Annotated in this window: 10 protein-coding genes; 4 read left to right on the top strand and 6 right to left on the bottom strand. The window is 63.8% G+C overall.

The genetic code is table 11. The features are described from left to right. Positions 1–98: 98 nt before the first annotated feature. The 5 genes from NKH59_RS15900 to NKH59_RS15880 all read right to left on the bottom strand — a co-directional run bounded on the left by NKH59_RS15900 (position 99) and on the right by NKH59_RS15880 (position 8,000). Positions 99–3,275 carry an efflux RND transporter permease subunit gene (locus NKH59_RS15900; protein WP_352613442.1) on the bottom strand — a complete coding sequence of 1,059 codons (3,177 nt, stop codon included), beginning with the start codon at positions 3,273–3,275 and terminating at the stop codon, positions 99–101. Between the two features lie 2 nt (positions 3,276–3,277). Beyond that, positions 3,278–4,489, bottom strand: a complete 1,212-nt coding sequence (locus tag NKH59_RS15895) for an efflux RND transporter periplasmic adaptor subunit (protein ID WP_352613440.1) — start codon at positions 4,487–4,489, stop codon at positions 3,278–3,280. A 282-nt stretch (positions 4,490–4,771) separates the two neighbouring features. Further along, positions 4,772–5,902, bottom strand: a complete 1,131-nt coding sequence (locus NKH59_RS15890; protein WP_353022347.1) for a patatin-like phospholipase family protein — start codon at positions 5,900–5,902, stop codon at positions 4,772–4,774. A 26-nt stretch (positions 5,903–5,928) separates the two neighbouring features. Then, a complete protein-coding gene (locus tag NKH59_RS15885; RefSeq protein WP_353022324.1) occupies positions 5,929–6,711 on the bottom strand; it encodes a 3-hydroxybutyrate dehydrogenase in 783 nt (260 codons plus the stop codon). A 200-nt stretch (positions 6,712–6,911) separates the two neighbouring features. Further along, on the bottom strand, positions 6,912–8,000 hold the full coding sequence (locus NKH59_RS15880; protein WP_353022322.1) for a citrate synthase/methylcitrate synthase: 1,089 nt from the start codon (positions 7,998–8,000) through the stop codon (positions 6,912–6,914). A 91-nt stretch (positions 8,001–8,091) separates the two neighbouring features. On the opposite strand from NKH59_RS15880, the gene NKH59_RS15875 reads away from it, so the two are divergent. Next, a complete protein-coding gene (locus NKH59_RS15875) occupies positions 8,092–9,240 on the top strand; it encodes a citrate/2-methylcitrate synthase (RefSeq protein WP_352452507.1) in 1,149 nt (382 codons plus the stop codon). A 73-nt stretch (positions 9,241–9,313) separates the two neighbouring features. Here the strand turns inward: NKH59_RS15875 and phaR are convergent, their stop codons facing one another. Next, entirely contained in the window at positions 9,314–9,922 is a 609-nt protein-coding gene (phaR, locus tag NKH59_RS15870) for a polyhydroxyalkanoate synthesis repressor PhaR (RefSeq protein ID WP_023678449.1), read from the bottom strand. Positions 9,923–10,200: 278 nt separating this feature from the next. Between phaR and NKH59_RS15865 the strand changes: the two genes are divergently transcribed. From NKH59_RS15865 to NKH59_RS15855, 3 genes are all read left to right on the top strand, one after another. After that, complete coding sequence (locus NKH59_RS15865) at positions 10,201–11,385, top strand: acetyl-CoA C-acetyltransferase (RefSeq protein ID WP_352452508.1); 1,185 nt, start codon at positions 10,201–10,203, stop codon at positions 11,383–11,385. 103 nt (positions 11,386–11,488) lie between these two features. Then, positions 11,489–12,214, top strand: coding sequence for an acetoacetyl-CoA reductase (gene phbB, locus NKH59_RS15860; RefSeq protein WP_352767641.1), 726 nt, complete (start codon positions 11,489–11,491; stop codon positions 12,212–12,214). Positions 12,215–12,945: 731 nt separating this feature from the next. Beyond that, positions 12,946–16,353 carry a helicase-related protein gene (locus NKH59_RS15855; protein WP_353022321.1) on the top strand — a complete coding sequence of 1,136 codons (3,408 nt, stop codon included), beginning with the start codon at positions 12,946–12,948 and terminating at the stop codon, positions 16,351–16,353. The last annotated feature ends 11 nt before the right edge of the window (positions 16,354–16,364 follow it).

The raw sequence follows: 16,364 nt of genomic DNA, 5'->3' as shown, positions 1-16,364 counted from the left end.
CAGAAAATCCTCGCTTTGAGGTTGCAATGACGGAACAATGCAGAAGGCCGCCCATTGTTCCCGGGCGGCCTTGCTTGATCAGGACGGCGAGCCGGACTCTATTCGGCGGCCTTCGGGAAGGCGATCGCCGGTTCGGCGCCCAGATCGGCGTCCAGGCCTTTCGACGGGATTTCGGCCTTGCGACGCCCGAACAGGCGGCTGAACCAGCCCCGACGCGCACCGGGTTTGACCTTGGCGCGAGTGAACACCATCAGCATCGACGGCGTCACCACCAGCGTCAGCACGGTGGCGAAGGACAGGCCGAAGACGATCGCCGAGGACAGCGAAATCCACCATTGCGTCGACGGCGCGTTGATCGTCGTCTCGTGATGGAAGATTTCGAGGCCGAGGCCGAAAGCAATCGGCAGCACGCCGAGGATCGCCGACACCGCCGTCAGCACCACCGGACGGGCACGTTCGCGGCAGGTCTGCAGAACGGCTTCGTATTTGTCCCAGCCCTCTTCGCGCAACCGGTCATAGGTGTCGATCAGCACGATGTTGTTGTTCACCACCACTCCGGCCAGCGCGATGACACCGATGCCCGACATGACGATGCCGAATGCCTCTCCCGTCAGCAGCAGCCCGAGGAACACGCCGATCGTCGCCATGACCACGCAGGACAGCACCAGCCAGACGCTGGTGAACTTGTTGAACTGCGCCAGAAGCACGATGAAGATCAGGAAGATCGCCGCACCGAAGGCTTTGCTGAGGAAGGCACCAGCCTCTGCGCTGTCCTCATTCGAACCGGCAAGCTTCCAGCGAATGCCGCTGCTGAGGTTCATGTCGGCGACAGCTTTGGTGACCTCCTGCTGGACGGCAGCCACCTGGGCGCCGGCAGCGACGTTGGCCTGGACGACGACCGTTCGCGCACCGTCGATGCGGTTGAGGATACCGACCGTCGGCTCCGGCTTGCGCACGACGAAGTTCGAGATCGGCACCGAGCCTTGCGCGGTCTGCACCCTGAGTTCGTCGAGCGTCGACAGCGTGCGCCGATCTTCGGGCAGGCGCAGTCTGATGTCGACCGCATCGTCGGCGCCGGCGGGCCGGTACTCGCTGAGCTTCAGCCCGTTGGTCACCAATTGCACGACCGTCCCGACCGCGGTCGGGCTGATGCCGTACTGCGCCGCCTTGGCGCGATCGACCTCGAGCGCCCAGTCGACGCCGGGCGGCGCCAGACCGTCGGAAATATCGATGACGCCGGGCACCTTGGCAATGCGCGCGGCGACGGCGCGGGCCTTGTCGTCAAGGCCCTTCGGATCGACGGCCGAAAGCCTGATCTGGATCGGCTTGCCGGTAGGCGGGCCGGCTTCCGGCACGCGAACCTCGACGTCGACACCGGGAATGCCGGCCATAACGCCGCGCAGTTCGTCCAGGATTGAGTTCGCCGATTTACGCTCGCGCCAGTCGACGAATTCGTACTGGATCACGCCAACCACGTCTTCCGGAACATCCTGGCCGCCGCCCTGCGTCTTGCCGACACGGGTATAGACAGACTTCACGCCCGGCCAACCGAGCAGCCGATTTTCCGCGGTCTTGGTGGCCGCGTCCATTTCTGCGAGCGAAAGATTGCCGCGGGCGTGGACATAGAGCAGGCCGTAGTCAGGCTCGACATTCGGGAAGAATTCGACGCCGGCGCCGAATTTCGAATAGGCGTAGCCGACGCCGAACAACAGCGCCACAGTGAGGACAAGCACGGTGATGGGATAATGCACCGCCTGCTTGACCACGGCCATGTACCAGCCGTCGCGATTGTCGTCGGGGTGATGGGCCGGCGCCTTGGCAAATATCGCGCCCAGCGTCGGCGCGAAGACCAGCGCATAGAGCATCGAGGCCGAGAGCGTCACGATCAGCGTGATCGGCATGTATTTCATGAAGTCGCCGATAATGCCCGGCCAGAACAGCAGCGGCGAGAAGGCGGCAATGCGCGTCATCGTCGCCGCGATGACCGGGCCGGCCATGCGCTTGGCAGCAAGCGCGAACGCTTGCTCCTTCGGCATGCCCTCGCTCATGCGGCGCTCGGCGAATTCGGTGACGATGATGGCGTCGTCGACCAGCATGCCGACCGCCAGGATGAGGCTGAACAGCACGATCATGTTGATCGTGTAGCCCATCATTGCCAGCAACAGGATGCCGATCAGGAAGGATGAGGGGATGGCCAATCCGATCAGCAGCGAGGCACGGCCAGACAGCGCGTAGAGAATGACGATGAACACCAGGATGACGGCGATCATCACGTGGTTCTGCAAATCGCCGAGCAACTGGTTCACGAAGACGGACTTGTCTTGCGTGTAGGTGACGTGCATGCCCTCCGGCATCGTCTTGATGAAGGCGTCGGACACCTCCCTGACCTTGCCAATCGTATCGATCAGGTTGGAGCCGATGCGCTTCTTCACCTCGATGGCGATCGCCGGCTTGCCGTCGAGGCGGGTGACCGTCTCGGCGTCCTTGAATGTGGAGCGGATGGTGGCAATGTCCTTGGCCTGCACCACCGCATTGGGGCCGGCGACGACCGGAAGCGCCGCCACATCCTCTGGTGTCTCGATAAGCGAGGGCACCTTGACCGCGTATTTGCCCTCGGATCCTTCGATGTTGCCGGCGGCGACAAGACTGTTGGAAGCGCCGACCGCACCGATCAACTGGTCGAGCTGCAGCCCGTAGGAAGACAGCTTCATCGGATCGATGACCACTTCGACGAGGTCGTCGCGCGCACCCTGCAGCGAGCCCTCGAGCACGCCAGGCACTTCCTCGATGCGGTCGCGCAGCTCGCGCGCCGCCGCCGTCAGCACGCGCTCGGGCACCTCGCCCGACAGCGTCACGACCAGGACGGGGAACTCGGAGATGTTGACCTCGGAGACCACGGGCTCCTCAGCCGCTTGCGGCAGGTCGGCCTTGCCGTCCTGCACCTTGCTGCGTGTGTCCTGCAGCGCGGTGGCGAGGTCCGTCTGTGGCTGGAATTCGACGAGCACATAACCGCCGCCCTGGAAGGCGGCCGACCGCATCTCCTTCAGGCCCTTCAGGCTCTTCAGCTTGGCTTCCATCGGCCGCAGCAGGAGGCGTTCGGAGTCTTCCGGCGAGATGCCCTGGTAGATCAGACTGACATACATCATCGGAATCGGAACGTCGGGTTCCGCTTCCTTCGGCGTCGACTGGTAAGCGACCGCACCGGCAAGGATGAGAAAGACCAGGACCGAAATGGTCAGCCGGGCATTGCTGATTGCAAGTTTGACGATGTCCATGATTACTGCGTCCCGGCCGTCGCTTCGCCCAACAGCTTTTGAATGGTCGCCTGGTCGGCTTCGACCGGCTTGACCACTTCGCCTTCCTTCACCAGCTCCTGGCCGGCGACGATGATGCGGGCGTCGGCCGGAATGCCGCCGAGCACCAGGCCGGTCGGCGTGTCGTCGACCAGGTCGATCGGGAAGAACACGACCTTGTCGTCCTTGTCGACGGCGCGAATGCCGAGATCGCCCTTGTCGCCGAGCGTCACCACCGAGCGCGGCAGCATGACGGCGTCGGTCGGCTGGGCGCTGAGCGCAATTTCTGCCGTCATGCCGGCCGGTACGGAACCATCGGCGTTGGGGATGGCGACTTCGACGCGGAAGGTACGGGTTGCCGAAGATGCATCGCGGCTGATGTAGCGCACCGTGCCCTCGACATTCTGGCCGCTGACCAGACGCACATCGGCCTTGTCGCCGATCTTCAGATAGCCGAGATCGCGCTCGCTGACTTCGCCGCGGGCGATCACCGGATCGAGCTTCAGAATGGTCGCCACTTCGCCGCCCTGCATGACGGAACTGCCAAGCTCCACTGGCACCCGGTCGATGACGCCGTCGAAGGGCGCCTTCACCTCGTTGCGGTCGAGCTCGGCTTGCACGGCCTCCAGTTGCGACTTGGCCAGCGTCAGGTTGGAGCGGGCCGTGTCGAGCTGCAGCTTGGGCAGATTGCCGGTTTTCATCAGCCGCAGGGCAGCTGCCAGCTCTGCCTCACGTTGCACGACAAGCTGCTTGGCGTTGTCGACCGCCGAGATTTTTTCCTCGGCGGCAAGCATCAGGATCAGGTCGCCGGTCTTGACATGCTGACCCTGCTTGACCGGCAGCTTGTCGATGACGCCGGCGACGCGTGTCGCCAGGACGGCGCGCTTGTCGGCTTCGGTCAGTCCGGAAATGCGGATAGCGCGTGCATAGGTGCGCCGCGGCGGGGTTATGATCGCGACCGTGCGTAACGGCGCCTTGGGCTGTTCCGCCTCGGCAGTCCCCGGCTTGGCAGCCCCCTGTTTGCCAGTTTGGGGCTTGCCTGCGTCGGCTGCCTTGGGCTGCTCGACCTCTCCTGCCTTGGGCTTGTTGTCGGCGGACGCGCTGCCGACGGACGAGAACTCGCCTGTCGCCATCCAGCCAGCGAACCCGATGAGCACAACAATGGCTGCAAGCTTGTGAAACCTGAATTTCGGCATCGTCATTTTTTCCAGTGCGCGGGGTTCGGCCAGGCCGCATCTTCTACTTGGGGCGCGTCGCCGATATGGGTGCGCGCGAGGCCGTATTCAAATTGCCGTGATCGGCGAAGCGCGCTTCTACCTCAAAGTTGCATCGCAATATAGTCAGAAAAGTTGATGGATTGTTGCTTTGTCCGCAAAGATGCGGCCACAGCATCGGCTGTTGATTGCCAAAACAGCGGCATGGCAGCAAGTGTCAGGATGATTGGACAGATTGCGAATGCCACCTGCTTTGCGAAGCAGCTAGGCCGGACGGCGGGCGGCCTCGGGCTGCTTGCGCGCCGCAAGAAATTCCTTGACCCGCCGGCCCGGCGCCGGCCCGCGCACCGGCTTCAAGCCGTCGTCGAGTTCGCCGGACAGATCGATCGTCGGCCGCTTGCCGACGGCGTCATAATCTTCTTCCAGCCAATCACTGGCTGCGGTGCGGCCGAGGTCGCGCAGATAGGCAAGGAACGCCCATTCGGCATTGACCTTGGACGATGCCGACAGATCCTTGAACGCTTCGTCGGCATCGATGCGGTGCATGCGGATGTCGCGATATTCGCCGTGCGGCAATCGGCCGGCGGCGATCAGTTCCTTGACGAAGGCGATCGAGCGGAATTCGCGCAACAGCCCGGCATTGAAGGTGATCTCGTCGATGCGGTTCTGGATCTCATTGGCGCTCTTCGGCGTTCCCTCGCGGACCACCGGATTGATCTGCACCAAAAGCACGTCCTCGGTGGCCGCCGTCTTGAAGAACGGGAACAATGCCGGGTTGCCGCCATAACCGCCATCCCAATAGGGCACGCCCTTGATCTCGACGGCACGGAACAATTGCGGCAAGCAGGCCGACGCCATCACCGTGTCGAGGTCGATCTCGCCGTCCGAGAAGACGCGCAACTGGCCGGTCTCGACATTGGTAGCGGAAATGAACAGTTCCATCGACTTGCAGGCGCGCACATTGTCGAAATCGATCTCACGTTCGACCACGTCGCGCAGCGGATTGATGGCGAGCGGATTGGCGACATAGGGCGAAAATACCCGAGACATCGTATCGAACAGGAAATAGCCGGGCGTGTTCTCGATCGACCAATTGCCCCAGGCGACGTCCCAGGGCATGCGCTGTACCGGGCTGAAGCGGCCCTTTGCCGCCACCGCACGCCAGAAATCGTCGAGCTTCCGCCGCGCGCCCTCGACACCGCCGCGGACAAAGCCGTCGGCCAGTGCCACGGCATTCATGGCGCCGGCGCTGGTGCCCGAAACCGCCGTTATGTCGAGGCGCCCGTCCTCGAGCAGCCGATCGAGCACGCCCCAGGAAAACGCCCCGTGCGAGCCGCCGCCTTGCAGCGCGACATTGATCTTCTTTGGCTCTTCCGCCTTGCCATTTTTCGGCATGGCGTGGCCCTTGACCGCTGGAAGGCTCACTGAGCGGTCCAGCCGCCGTCGACAGAGATGTGCGTGCCGTTGATCTGCGCCGCCGCATCCGAGCATAGGAACACCGCGGCCGCCGCAATCTGCTCGACGGTAACGAACTCCTTGGTCGGCTGCTTTTCGAGCATGACCTCACGGACCACCGTCTCGCGGTCCATCTTGTTGGCCTTCATCTGGTCGGGGATCTGCGCCTCGACCAGCGGCGTCAGCACATAGCCCGGACAAATGGCATTACAGGTGATCTTGTCGCGCGCCAGCTCCAGGGCGACAGTCTTGGTCAAGCCCATAATGCCATGCTTGGCCGAGACATAGGCCGACTTGAACGGCGAGGCGACAAGGCCGTGGGCCGAGGCGACGTTGACGATCCGGCCGCCACCGGCCTGTTTCATCAACGGGATGGCGGCTGCGATGGTGTGGAAGGCCGATGACAGGTTGATGGCTATGATCGCATCCCATTTCTCGATCGGGAAGCTTTCGACCGGTGCGACATGCTGGATGCCGGCGTTGTTGACCAGGATGTCGACCGAGCCGAATGCCTCGGCTGCCTTCGCCACCAAAGCCCGGCACTCGGCCGGCTTCGACATGTCGGCCTTGACGTAGACGGTCTTCACCTCGTGGTGCTTCGCAATCGCGTCGGCGATGGCGTGATCGTCGGCGGTGTCGGAAAAGGAATTGACGACGACGTTGCAGCCTTCGGCCGCGAGCGCGTGGGCAATGGCCAGGCCGATGCCCGAGGTGGAACCGGTGACGATGGCGGTTTTTCTGGCGGTCAAGGCGGCTTTATTCCTTTCGAGGCGGCTCCCGTGGAACCATGCTGCACTGCAACATATAGGCTCTCTGTCACCCAAGAACAGCGGATGTGTGGAGCAATGACATGAAATTTTTGTCATGTAGACCTCTCTCGTCCCGACGAGAGAGGTGTTCGGCACCGGCTGTTGCGACCGGTTTTCGCAAGTATGCGAGGGAAAAATCCTCAGGCGACGAGGTCCGGCACCGGCCCGATATAGCGCGACTGCGGCCGGATCAGCCGTCCGCTCGTTTGCTGCTCGCGCGCATGGGCAATCCAGCCGGCGACGCGCCCGGCAGCAAAGACGTTGGTGAACGCCTCTTTCGGAAAGCCCGCCGCTTCCAGCAGGAGCGCTGTGAAGAACTCGACGTTGGTCTGGAGCGAGCGCGACGGCTTGGCGATGCGGAGCACTTCGAGCGCCGCTTGCTCCACGCTTTCGGCAAAGGCCAGCCGGTGGCCGGCTTCGCCCTTGGCGCCGAGCTGGCGCACCACCGCTTTCAGCACGTCGGCACGCGGATCGCGCACGCGATAGATGCGATGGCCGAAGCCCATGATGCGGCGGCCACGCGCGATCTCGCTACGCAGCCAGCCGGCGGCGTCGCCATGCGCCTCGATCGCATCCAGCATCTCGATCACCGGACCTGGCGCGCCGCCATGCAGCGGCCCCTTGAGCGCTCCGAGCCCGGCCAGCACCGCCGAAGTAAGCCCGGCCTGCGTCGAAGAGACCACGCGCGCGGCGAAGGTCGATGCGTTGAGGCCGTGGTCGCAAACCGTCACGAGATAGGCATCGAGCGCCTTCGCCAATTTAGGCGAGGCCGCAATGCCGGTCAGCATCCGCAGCATGTCGGCGGCGTGATCGGCCTTGCTATCGGGCGCAATCGGGCGTTCGCCGCGCTGCAAGCGCAGCAAGGCCGGCGTCAGCACGGCAGGTGCCGCAACCAGCCGCAGCGCGTCCGACAATTTGTCACCATCCGGCAGCAGGGCAATACCGGCGCGCATCGCGCTGTAGATATCGACGGATGTGAGAAACGGCAGCAAGGGTTTGATCTGCTCGAACACTTCGCTGCGCGCCCGACCGATCGCGTTCGCCAGCTCCCTGCCGTCGGGAAGATCGTCGAAAAAGCCGTCGAACAGCAGATGAACCACCTCGGCGTATTTCCAGCGACCTGCCAGTTCGGGCAACGAATGGCCCCGGATGGTCAGGCGGCCACCAAGACCGTCGACATCGGAGAGCACCGTTTCCGCCGCCACAACATCATCGAGCCCATTCGCCATCGGTTTTCTCCTTGACCTTTCCGGGTGGTAGATAAGGGTTGGTGACTGGACCATCAATCTTGATCAATGGAATCAACATGACAAGGCTGACATGACGGAGTGGCTGACGCGGGACGAAGCCCTGAAGCGTCTCAAGGTGCGAGCCCAGACCCTCTATGCCTATGTCAGCCGCGGGCGCATCGGCGTGCGGCCGGACCGGGCGGATCCACGCCGCAGCCAGTATCGCGCCGACGACATCGCGGCGCTGGCGAGTCGCCGGGCTCGTGGCCGAAATCCCCAGGCAATCGCCGAAAGTGCAATTGCCTGGGGTGAGCCGGCGATCGCCACCACGATCTCGACCGTTTTGCATGGCCGCCTTGTCTATCGCGGCCAGGATGCGGTTGCTCTCTGCGAGGCTGCCACGCTGGAGCAGACGGCAAACCTGCTTTGGGCATCTGACGCACCGGTGTCGTTCGTCTCGGCGAGCCGCCATGGCAACGGCGCAACTGGCCGGCCGGCTGCCTTCGCGGAATTGGCCGCGTTGGCGGCCAACGGCCGGCCTTCGCTCGGCCGAAGATCGGCTTCGCTCAACCACGATGCGGCCGGCGCCATCGCCGCTTTGGCCCAGGCGCTCGGCGCGATTCCCGGAACTGGTGCCGTGCACGAAAGGCTGGCGCGGGGATGGTCGCTCGATGCGGCCGGCGCAGACTTGATCCGCCGCTCACTGGTACTGTTGGCCGATCACGAATTGAACGCATCGACCTTCGCCGCACGGGTCGCCGCGTCCACCGGCGCACCTGTTTCGGCCTGCCTGCTTGCCGGCCTCGCCACGCTCTCCGGGCCGCGTCATGGCGGCGCCGCGGAGGCGGTCATGATGCTGGCGGAAGATGCGCAGAGATTGGGGCCGGACGCGGCTGTCGGACGCTGGCTCGGTCACGACAGGCCGCTGCCCGGATTTGGCCATCCGCTTTATCCCGACGGCGATCCGCGTGCGGAACCGTTGCTGGCCGCGATAGATGTCGATGATGGGCTGTTACGGCTTTGCGATGCGGCCTTTGCGGCAACGGGCATGCGCCCGAACGTCGATTTCGCTTTGGCCGCGCTGACGCGCGGTCTCCGTTTGCCGTCCGATGCGCCGTTCCGCCTGTTCGCGCTCGGCCGCAGCGTCGGCTGGGCCGCGCATGCCGTGGAGCAGGTGACGAGCAACGGCCTGATCCGGCCACGCGCCCGCTACCAGGGACCGCTGCCGGAGCAGCTCTAGTCTAGCCGCGCTGCTTGCGAAGTCTCAGCAGCACCTGAAGGAAGGTCCGACGCTGCACTTCGCCAGCCGGCAGTCAGGACATCGTGTCGAGCTTGCGCTGCATCGCGGCGATCTGCTCCTTCAGCTCCTGAAGGTCGTCGGGTTTTTCCGGCGTTTCCTTCCTGGCCGGTTCGGCCGGCGCTGCTGCCGGCGCCGAGCCCGCGGGCGGGAACGGCGTGAACAGCCGCATGGCGTTCTGGAACATTTCCATGTTGCGCCGCGTCTGCTCCTCCAGCACCTTGATCGGCGTAGCGATCTTCATCATGTCCATCGGCGACTTGCCGAGCGCATCTTTCATCTGCTCGCGAAAGCGCTCCTGCTCCTTCGAGAAGGCCAGCATCGACTGTTCGAGAAAGCTCGGCACGATCATCTGCATCTGGTCGCCGTAATAGGCGATGAGCTGACGCAGGAACGGGATCGGCAGCATGTTCTGCCCGTCCTTGTTCTCCAGCTCGAAGATGATCTGGGTCAGTACCGGATGCGTGATGTCGTCACCGGTCTTGGCGTCCTGGACAGTAAAGTCCTCGCCTCTTTTGACCATTTCAGCGAGATCCTCGAGCGTCACATAGGTGCTGGTGCCCGTATTGTAGAGACGGCGATTGGCATATTTCTTGATAACAATAGGTTCGTCTTTTGCGGCCATCTGCATCCTCCCCGGACACCGGGCAGCTTAAGTAAGCCGCCGGTAACGATTGCGCCTTTTTAAAGGATATGCGCAAAAGCGTCATGAATCCAAGCAGTTTGTGCAGTGCGGGAACATTTTATGCTGCGCAGCACGGACGGGCCGCCGTTGCAGCGACGGGCGGCATACTTGCGGGAGTGGGACGCCATGCCCATTTCGGGTTTGACTCGGGTTGTGGAAAGGGCAAGAAAAGTCCCCGACGGCACCCGAAATCATTCCCCGAAAGCCTGGAGAAGAACATGTCCGCTTCCAACGCCATCGTTGTCGCCAGTGCAGCGCGCACGCCCGTCGGCTCCTTCAACGGCGCCTTCGCCAACACCCCAGCCCATGAATTGGGTGCCGTCGCCGTCAGGGAAGCGCTGGTCCGTGCCGGCGTCGACGGCAAGGAGGTGGACGAGGTCATTCTCGGCCAGATTCTGACCGCGGCTCAAGGGCAGAACCCGGCGCGGCAGGCGGCAATGGCTGCCGGCGTACCGCAGGAGGCGACCTCCTGGGGCCTGAACCAGCTCTGCGGCTCGGGCTTGCGCGCTATCGCGCTCGGCATGCAGCAGATCGCCCAGGGCGATGCAAAAATCATCGTTGCCGGCGGCCAGGAATCGATGTCGATGGCTCCGCATGCGCAACATCTGCGCGGTGGCGTCAAGATGGGCGACTTCAAGCTGATCGACACCATGATCAAGGACGGCCTGACCGATGCCTTCTACGGCTATCATATGGGCAACACCGCTGAGAACGTCGCCCGCCAGTTTCAGATCACCCGCGACGACCAGGACCAGTTCGCACTGGCTTCCCAGAACAAGGCCGAGGCCGCGCAGAAAGCCGGGAAATTCAAGGACGAGATCGTTGCCTTTACAGTCAAGGGCAGGAAGGGCGACACCGTAGTCGACCAGGATGAATACATCCGCCACGGCGCGACAATCGATGCCATGACCAAGCTCAAGCCCGCCTTCGACAAGGAAGGCACGGTGACGGCTGCCAATGCTTCCGGCATCAACGACGGCGCCGCCGCCGTGGTGCTGATGACCGAAGCGGAAGCCGCAAGGCGCGGCATCACACCGCTGGTGCGTATCGTTTCCTGGGCGACCGCCGGTGTCGACCCGCAGATCATGGGGACGGGACCGATCCCCTCCTCGCGCAAGGCGCTGGCCAAGGCCGGCTGGTCGGTTGGCGACCTCGATCTGGTCGAAGCCAACGAGGCCTTTGCCGCGCAGGCCTGCGCCGTCAACAAGGACATGGGCTGGGATCCGGCCATCGTCAACGTCAATGGCGGCGCCATCGCCATCGGCCATCCGGTCGGCGCCTCGGGCGCCCGCATCTTCAACACGCTGGTCTACGAGATGCGCCGCAGAAGTGCCAAGAAAGGCCTTGCCACGCTGTGCATCGGCGGCGGCATGGGTGTTGCCATGTGCGTGGAAGCATTGTGATGAGATAAGCGATACGAATAGGATGCTGGCGCAAAGCGAGTAGGGAAAGAGGGCAAACCCCACCGCTTCAACGCTCAGTCATCTGCATTTCCCGGGAGGACATATGACAAAGGTTGCAATCGTCACAGGCGGGTCGCGCGGCATCGGCGCGGCGATATCGGTCGCCTTGAAAAGCGCCGGCTATTCGGTCGCCGCAAACTACGCCGGCAATGAAGAAGCGGCGGCAAAGTTCAAGGCCGCGACCGGCATCCCGGTCTATAAATGGTCCGTCGCCGACTACGAGGCCTGCGCCGCCGGCATCAAACAGATAGAGGCCGATCTCGGTCCCGTCTCGGTGCTGGTCAACAATGCCGGCATCACTCGCGACGCGATGTTCCATAAGATGACGCGCGAGCAATGGAAAGAGGTCCTCGACACCAACCTTTCCGGCGTCTTCAACATGACGCATCCATTGTGGGGCGGCATGCGCGACCGTAAGTTCGGTCGCATCATCACCATCTCCTCGATCAACGGCCAGAAAGGCCAGGTCGGCCAGGTCAATTATTCGGCCTCGAAGGCCGGCGATATCGGCTTCACCAAGGCACTGGCCCAGGAAGGCGCGCGCGCCGGCATCACCGTCAACGTCATTTGCCCCGGCTACATCGCCACCGAGATGGTCAAGGCAATGGACGAGAAGGTCCTCAACGAGCGCGTCATCCCGCACATCCCGGTCGGCCGTCTCGGCGAGCCGGAGGAGATCGCGCGCTGCGTCGTCTTCCTCGCTTCCGACGATGCCGGTTTCATCACCGGCTCGACCATATCAGCCAATGGCGGCCAGTACGTCGCCTGATCGTTTGTCTTTACGTTGAGACAGATCCGCGCTTGGACGAACGGGCCTGCAAAACGGCCCGTTTCTATAGCGGTCTTCCCGTTGCAAGATCTCGATGCAGCACGCTGCCCCAATCCGGCACGCAAAGGTTAACGGCAAACTCGCAGCTTGTGCAAAAGCCGCCCGGCAGCCTGTGGATTCTCGGTGGAAAAGCTGTTCACGACACAACATGTTGCGGTGAACAAACCAAGAAACTTCAGCTATCGCTGATTCGTCGCCGATTCGTTCCGGCTTTGAGCGGAACGTTAACGGCGAGAGCTGAAAACACCCGCGAAATGATTAAAACGCATTAGGAAACATCAATAATTTCATAATGTTGTGCGAAGCAGATTGGCCGGCCACGACCATTCGCCGGCAAAGGTTAACCGCAGTGCTCGCTTGGATGCCGCTTGCATAAATCGGGCCAGTTTCCGTGATTCAGCATGTGGTGAGGTACGCCGACAGAAAACCCAGATGTAGCCGTGAACAAACCCTGAATCAGCGCGAGTCAGTGATTCGTCGCTGATTCGTTCCAGACTCGTTCCAACTGTTAATCGGGAACAGATTTTCTGGCTTCGAACCAACCAATCGGCCTGCCCTCGGCATATTCCGCTTTCGCTTCGCGCCCGAAATCCCTATGTGTCGCCTGTCATACGCGGCCAATATGGGCGCGCTCCCGACAATGCGAGGCAGAGAGCCTTATTTCCAGGCCGATGAACATCCATCCGAAACACACTGAACCGCTGATCCTGTCGGGTCGAGACGTGACGGCCGTGCTCGGCCCGACCAACACCGGCAAGACCCATCTCGCCATCGAACGCATGGTGGCGCACGAAAGCGGCGTCATCGGCCTGCCGCTCAGGCTGCTTGCCCGCGAGGTCTATACGCGCGTCTGCGAGAAGGTCGGCGCCCATAAGGTGGCGCTCATCACCGGCGAGGAAAAGATCCAGCCGGCGGGCGCGAAATACTCGGTCTGCACCGTGGAAGCGATGCCGCGCGAGACCGACGCCGCCTTCGTTGCCATCGACGAGGTCCAGCTCGCCGGCGATCTCGAACGCGGACACATCTTTACCGATCGCATCCTGCATCTGCGCGGCCGGCAGGAGACGCTGCTGCTGGGCGCGGCCACCATGCATGGCATCCTGCAGCGCCTGCTGCGGGGCGTGTCGGTGGTGACCCGGCCACGCCTGTCGCACCTTGCCTATGCCGGCTCGAAGAAGCTGACCCGCCTGCCGCGGCGCACGGCGATCGTCGCCTTTTCGGCCGACGAGGTCTATGCCATCGCCGAGCTGATCCGCCGCCAGCAGGGCGGTGCCGCCGTCGTGCTCGGCGCACTCAGCCCGCGCACCCGCAACGCCCAGGTGGCGCTGTTCCAGTCGGGCGACGTCGACTACCTCGTCGCCACCGACGCCATCGGCATGGGCCTCAACCTCGACCTCGACCACGTCGCCTTCGCCCAGAACCGTAAATTCGACGGCTACCAGTACCGCAACCTGACGGCGGCCGAGCTCGGCCAGATTGCCGGCCGCGCCGGCCGGCATCTGCGCGACGGCACCTTCGGCGTCACCGGCCAGGTCGATCCGCTGGATGATGAACTGGTCAACAAGATCGAGGCGCATGATTTCGATCCGGTGAAAGTGCTGCAGTGGCGCACCGCGCATTTCGATTTCGCCAGCCTCGATGCGCTGAAGCGCTCGATCGAGACCAACGCCCCGGTCGAAGGCCTGACGCGCGCGCTGCCGGCCGTGGACGCGCAGGCGCTCGAGCATCTGTCGCGCGACGAGGACGTCCGGGCACTCACCACCGATGCCAGGCGCGTGGCGCTGCTTTGGGAAGCCTGCGCGCTGCCCGACTACAGGAAGATCGCGCCGGCCCAGCACGCCGACTTGATCGCCTCCATCTACATGGACCTTGCCAGGCATGGCCATGTCGACGAGAACTACATGGCCGAGCAGGTGCGCCGTGCCGACACAACCGAAGGCGACATCGACACGCTGTCGCACAGGATTGCCCAGATCCGCACATGGACCTTCGTTTCCAACCGGCCCGGCTGGCTGGCCGATCGGGCACACTGGCAGGAAAAGACGCGCGAAATCGAAGACAGATTGTCGGATGCGCTGCATGAGCGGTTGACGAAACGTTTTGTAGACCGCAGGACTTCCGTCCTCATGCGGCGCCTTAGAGAAAACACGATGCCTGAAGCCGAAATCAGCCCAACCGGAACCGTCCTCGTCGAAGGCCATCACGTCGGCGAGTTGCAAGGTTTCCGCTTCACCGCCGACCAGAGCGCCGGCGGCGAGGATGCCAAGGCGGTGCGGGCGGCGGCGCAGAAGGCGCTTGCCGCCGAGTTCGAGGCGCGGGCCGAGCGCTTCGGCGCCTCGGCCAATGGCGACATTGCGCTGGGTTCGGATGGCACGCTTCGCTGGATCGGCGCGCCGATCGGCACGCTGGTCGCCGGCGAAGACGCTTTGAAGCCGCGTCTGGTTCTGCTGGCCGACGAGCAACTCACCGGCCCGGCCCGCGACAAGGTTGCGGCGCGCGCCGAGCGCTTCGTCAATTTCCAGATCGAATCCCTGCTGAAGCCGCTGGTCGACCTCAAGAATGCCGAGCAGATCACCGGCATCGGCCGCGGCATTGCTTTCCAGCTGGTCGAGCATTTCGGTCTCATCAACCGTCGCGACATCGCCGACGAGATGAAATCGCTCGACCAGGAAGGCCGCGCGGCGCTTCGCCGTCTCGGCGTGCGCTTCGGCGCCTACCATGTCTTCGTGCCGGCGCTGATCAAGCCGGCGCCGGCCGGGCTGATAACGCTGCTGTGGGCGCTGAGAAACGACGGCAAGGACAAGCCCGGTTTCGGCGATGTCGTTCACGCACTGGCCTCCGGCCGCACCTCGGTGGTCATCGATCCGACCTTCGACAAGACCTTCTACAAGCTTGCCGGCTACCGCAATCTTGGCCGGCGTGCTGTACGCGTCGATATTCTCGAACGGCTGGCCGACCTGATCCGGCCGGCGACCAACTGGAAGCCGGGCCTCGGCCCTCGCCCCGACGGAGCCTATGACGGCCAGTCCTTCATGGTGACGCCGCCGATGATGTCGATTCTCGGCGCCACCGCCGACGACATGGAAGAAATCCTGAAGGGACTCGGCTATCGCGCCGATGCCAAACCGGCGGCCGAGGTCAAGGCGCGGCTCGAAGCACAGGACAATGCCGCGCGTGAAGCTGCCGCTGCAAAGCAGGCGGCGGAAGAGACTGCGCGCGTCGAGCAGGCGAGGATGGCGGAAGCATCTGCCGCGGCAGAGCCGCCGGCGGAGGCTTCGGAACCTGTGTCGGATGCGGCTCCTGTTGCGGAGGCGGCGGCCGAAGCTGTGACCGAAGCGACGGCAGAGCCTGTCGCGGAAGCTCCAGCCCCTGAAGCTGCGGCAGAAGTCACGCAAGAGACCCGGCCCGCCGCGGAGGCAACTGCTGAAGCGCCTGCGGAACCAACGGCCGAGCCAAGGGCGGAACCTGGGGCGGAAACTGAGGCTGCGGCACCGGCAGAACCGCCGGTTTCCGACACTACGGAAGCATCGCCGGCCGAACCTGCAGCGACGGCAGGAGCCATCGCCGGCGAAGCTGCTCCAGAAGCCGAGGAGCCAAAACCCATCCTGTTGTGGCGGCAGGGTCGTTTCGACCAGCGCCCGCGTCATCGCCAGCATGACAACCGCCCCCGGGACAATCATCGGGACAATCGCGCGCGCAATGGTCAAGCTGCGCCGGACAGCCGCAGCGATGCGCCGGTAGATGCCGGCGGGCAACCGACGCCGGGCGACCGGCCCGCCCGTCAGGGGCGCCACGACCAGCGCGACGGCGCCGGCAAGCCGCGCTTCGATCGCAGCAAGTTCAAGCCCAGGCCGCAAGGCGACGCGGCAGATCAGCGCGCCGGCAAGCCGCAAGGTGAACGCCCGGACCGGCGCGAAAACCGGCCCGACTGGAAGGCTGGCCGGCAGGACGGCAAAGGCGGCGCCCAAGGCGCAAAGCCGGCGTTCCAGCCAAAGCCGCGTGAGGAACGCCCGGTCCGCTTCGATCCGGACTCGCCCTTCGCCAAGCTCGCCGCGTTGCGCGACCAGCTGAAGAAGTAAGCTGCTCGTCC

Source organism: Mesorhizobium sp. M0998, assembly GCF_040318885.1.
In the GTDB taxonomy this organism is placed as follows: domain Bacteria; phylum Pseudomonadota; class Alphaproteobacteria; order Rhizobiales; family Rhizobiaceae; genus Mesorhizobium.
The sequence above is the reverse complement of the archived record's forward strand: the minus strand, read 5'-3'. Positions and strand labels throughout refer to the sequence as shown.

Bases quoted from the DNA above. Each gene is read 5' to 3' on its own strand.
- NKH59_RS15890 (WP_353022347.1), bottom strand. From the start codon at position 5,902: ATGCCGAAAAATGGCAAGGCGGAAGAGCCAAAGAAGATCAATGTCGCG.
- NKH59_RS15865 (WP_352452508.1), top strand. From the start codon at position 10,201: ATGTCCGCTTCCAACGCCATCGTTGTCGCCAGTGCAGCGCGCACGCCC.
- NKH59_RS15895 (WP_352613440.1), bottom strand. From the start codon at position 4,489: ATGCCGAAATTCAGGTTTCACAAGCTTGCAGCCATTGTTGTGCTCATC.
- phbB (WP_352767641.1), top strand. From the start codon at position 11,489: ATGACAAAGGTTGCAATCGTCACAGGCGGGTCGCGCGGCATCGGCGCG.
- NKH59_RS15875 (WP_352452507.1), top strand. From the start codon at position 8,092: ATGACGGAGTGGCTGACGCGGGACGAAGCCCTGAAGCGTCTCAAGGTG.
- phaR (WP_023678449.1), bottom strand. From the start codon at position 9,922: ATGGCCGCAAAAGACGAACCTATTGTTATCAAGAAATATGCCAATCGC.
- NKH59_RS15900 (WP_352613442.1), bottom strand. From the start codon at position 3,275: ATGGACATCGTCAAACTTGCAATCAGCAATGCCCGGCTGACCATTTCG.
- NKH59_RS15855 (WP_353022321.1), top strand. From the start codon at position 12,946: ATGAACATCCATCCGAAACACACTGAACCGCTGATCCTGTCGGGTCGA.
- NKH59_RS15880 (WP_353022322.1), bottom strand. From the start codon at position 8,000: ATGGCGAATGGGCTCGATGATGTTGTGGCGGCGGAAACGGTGCTCTCC.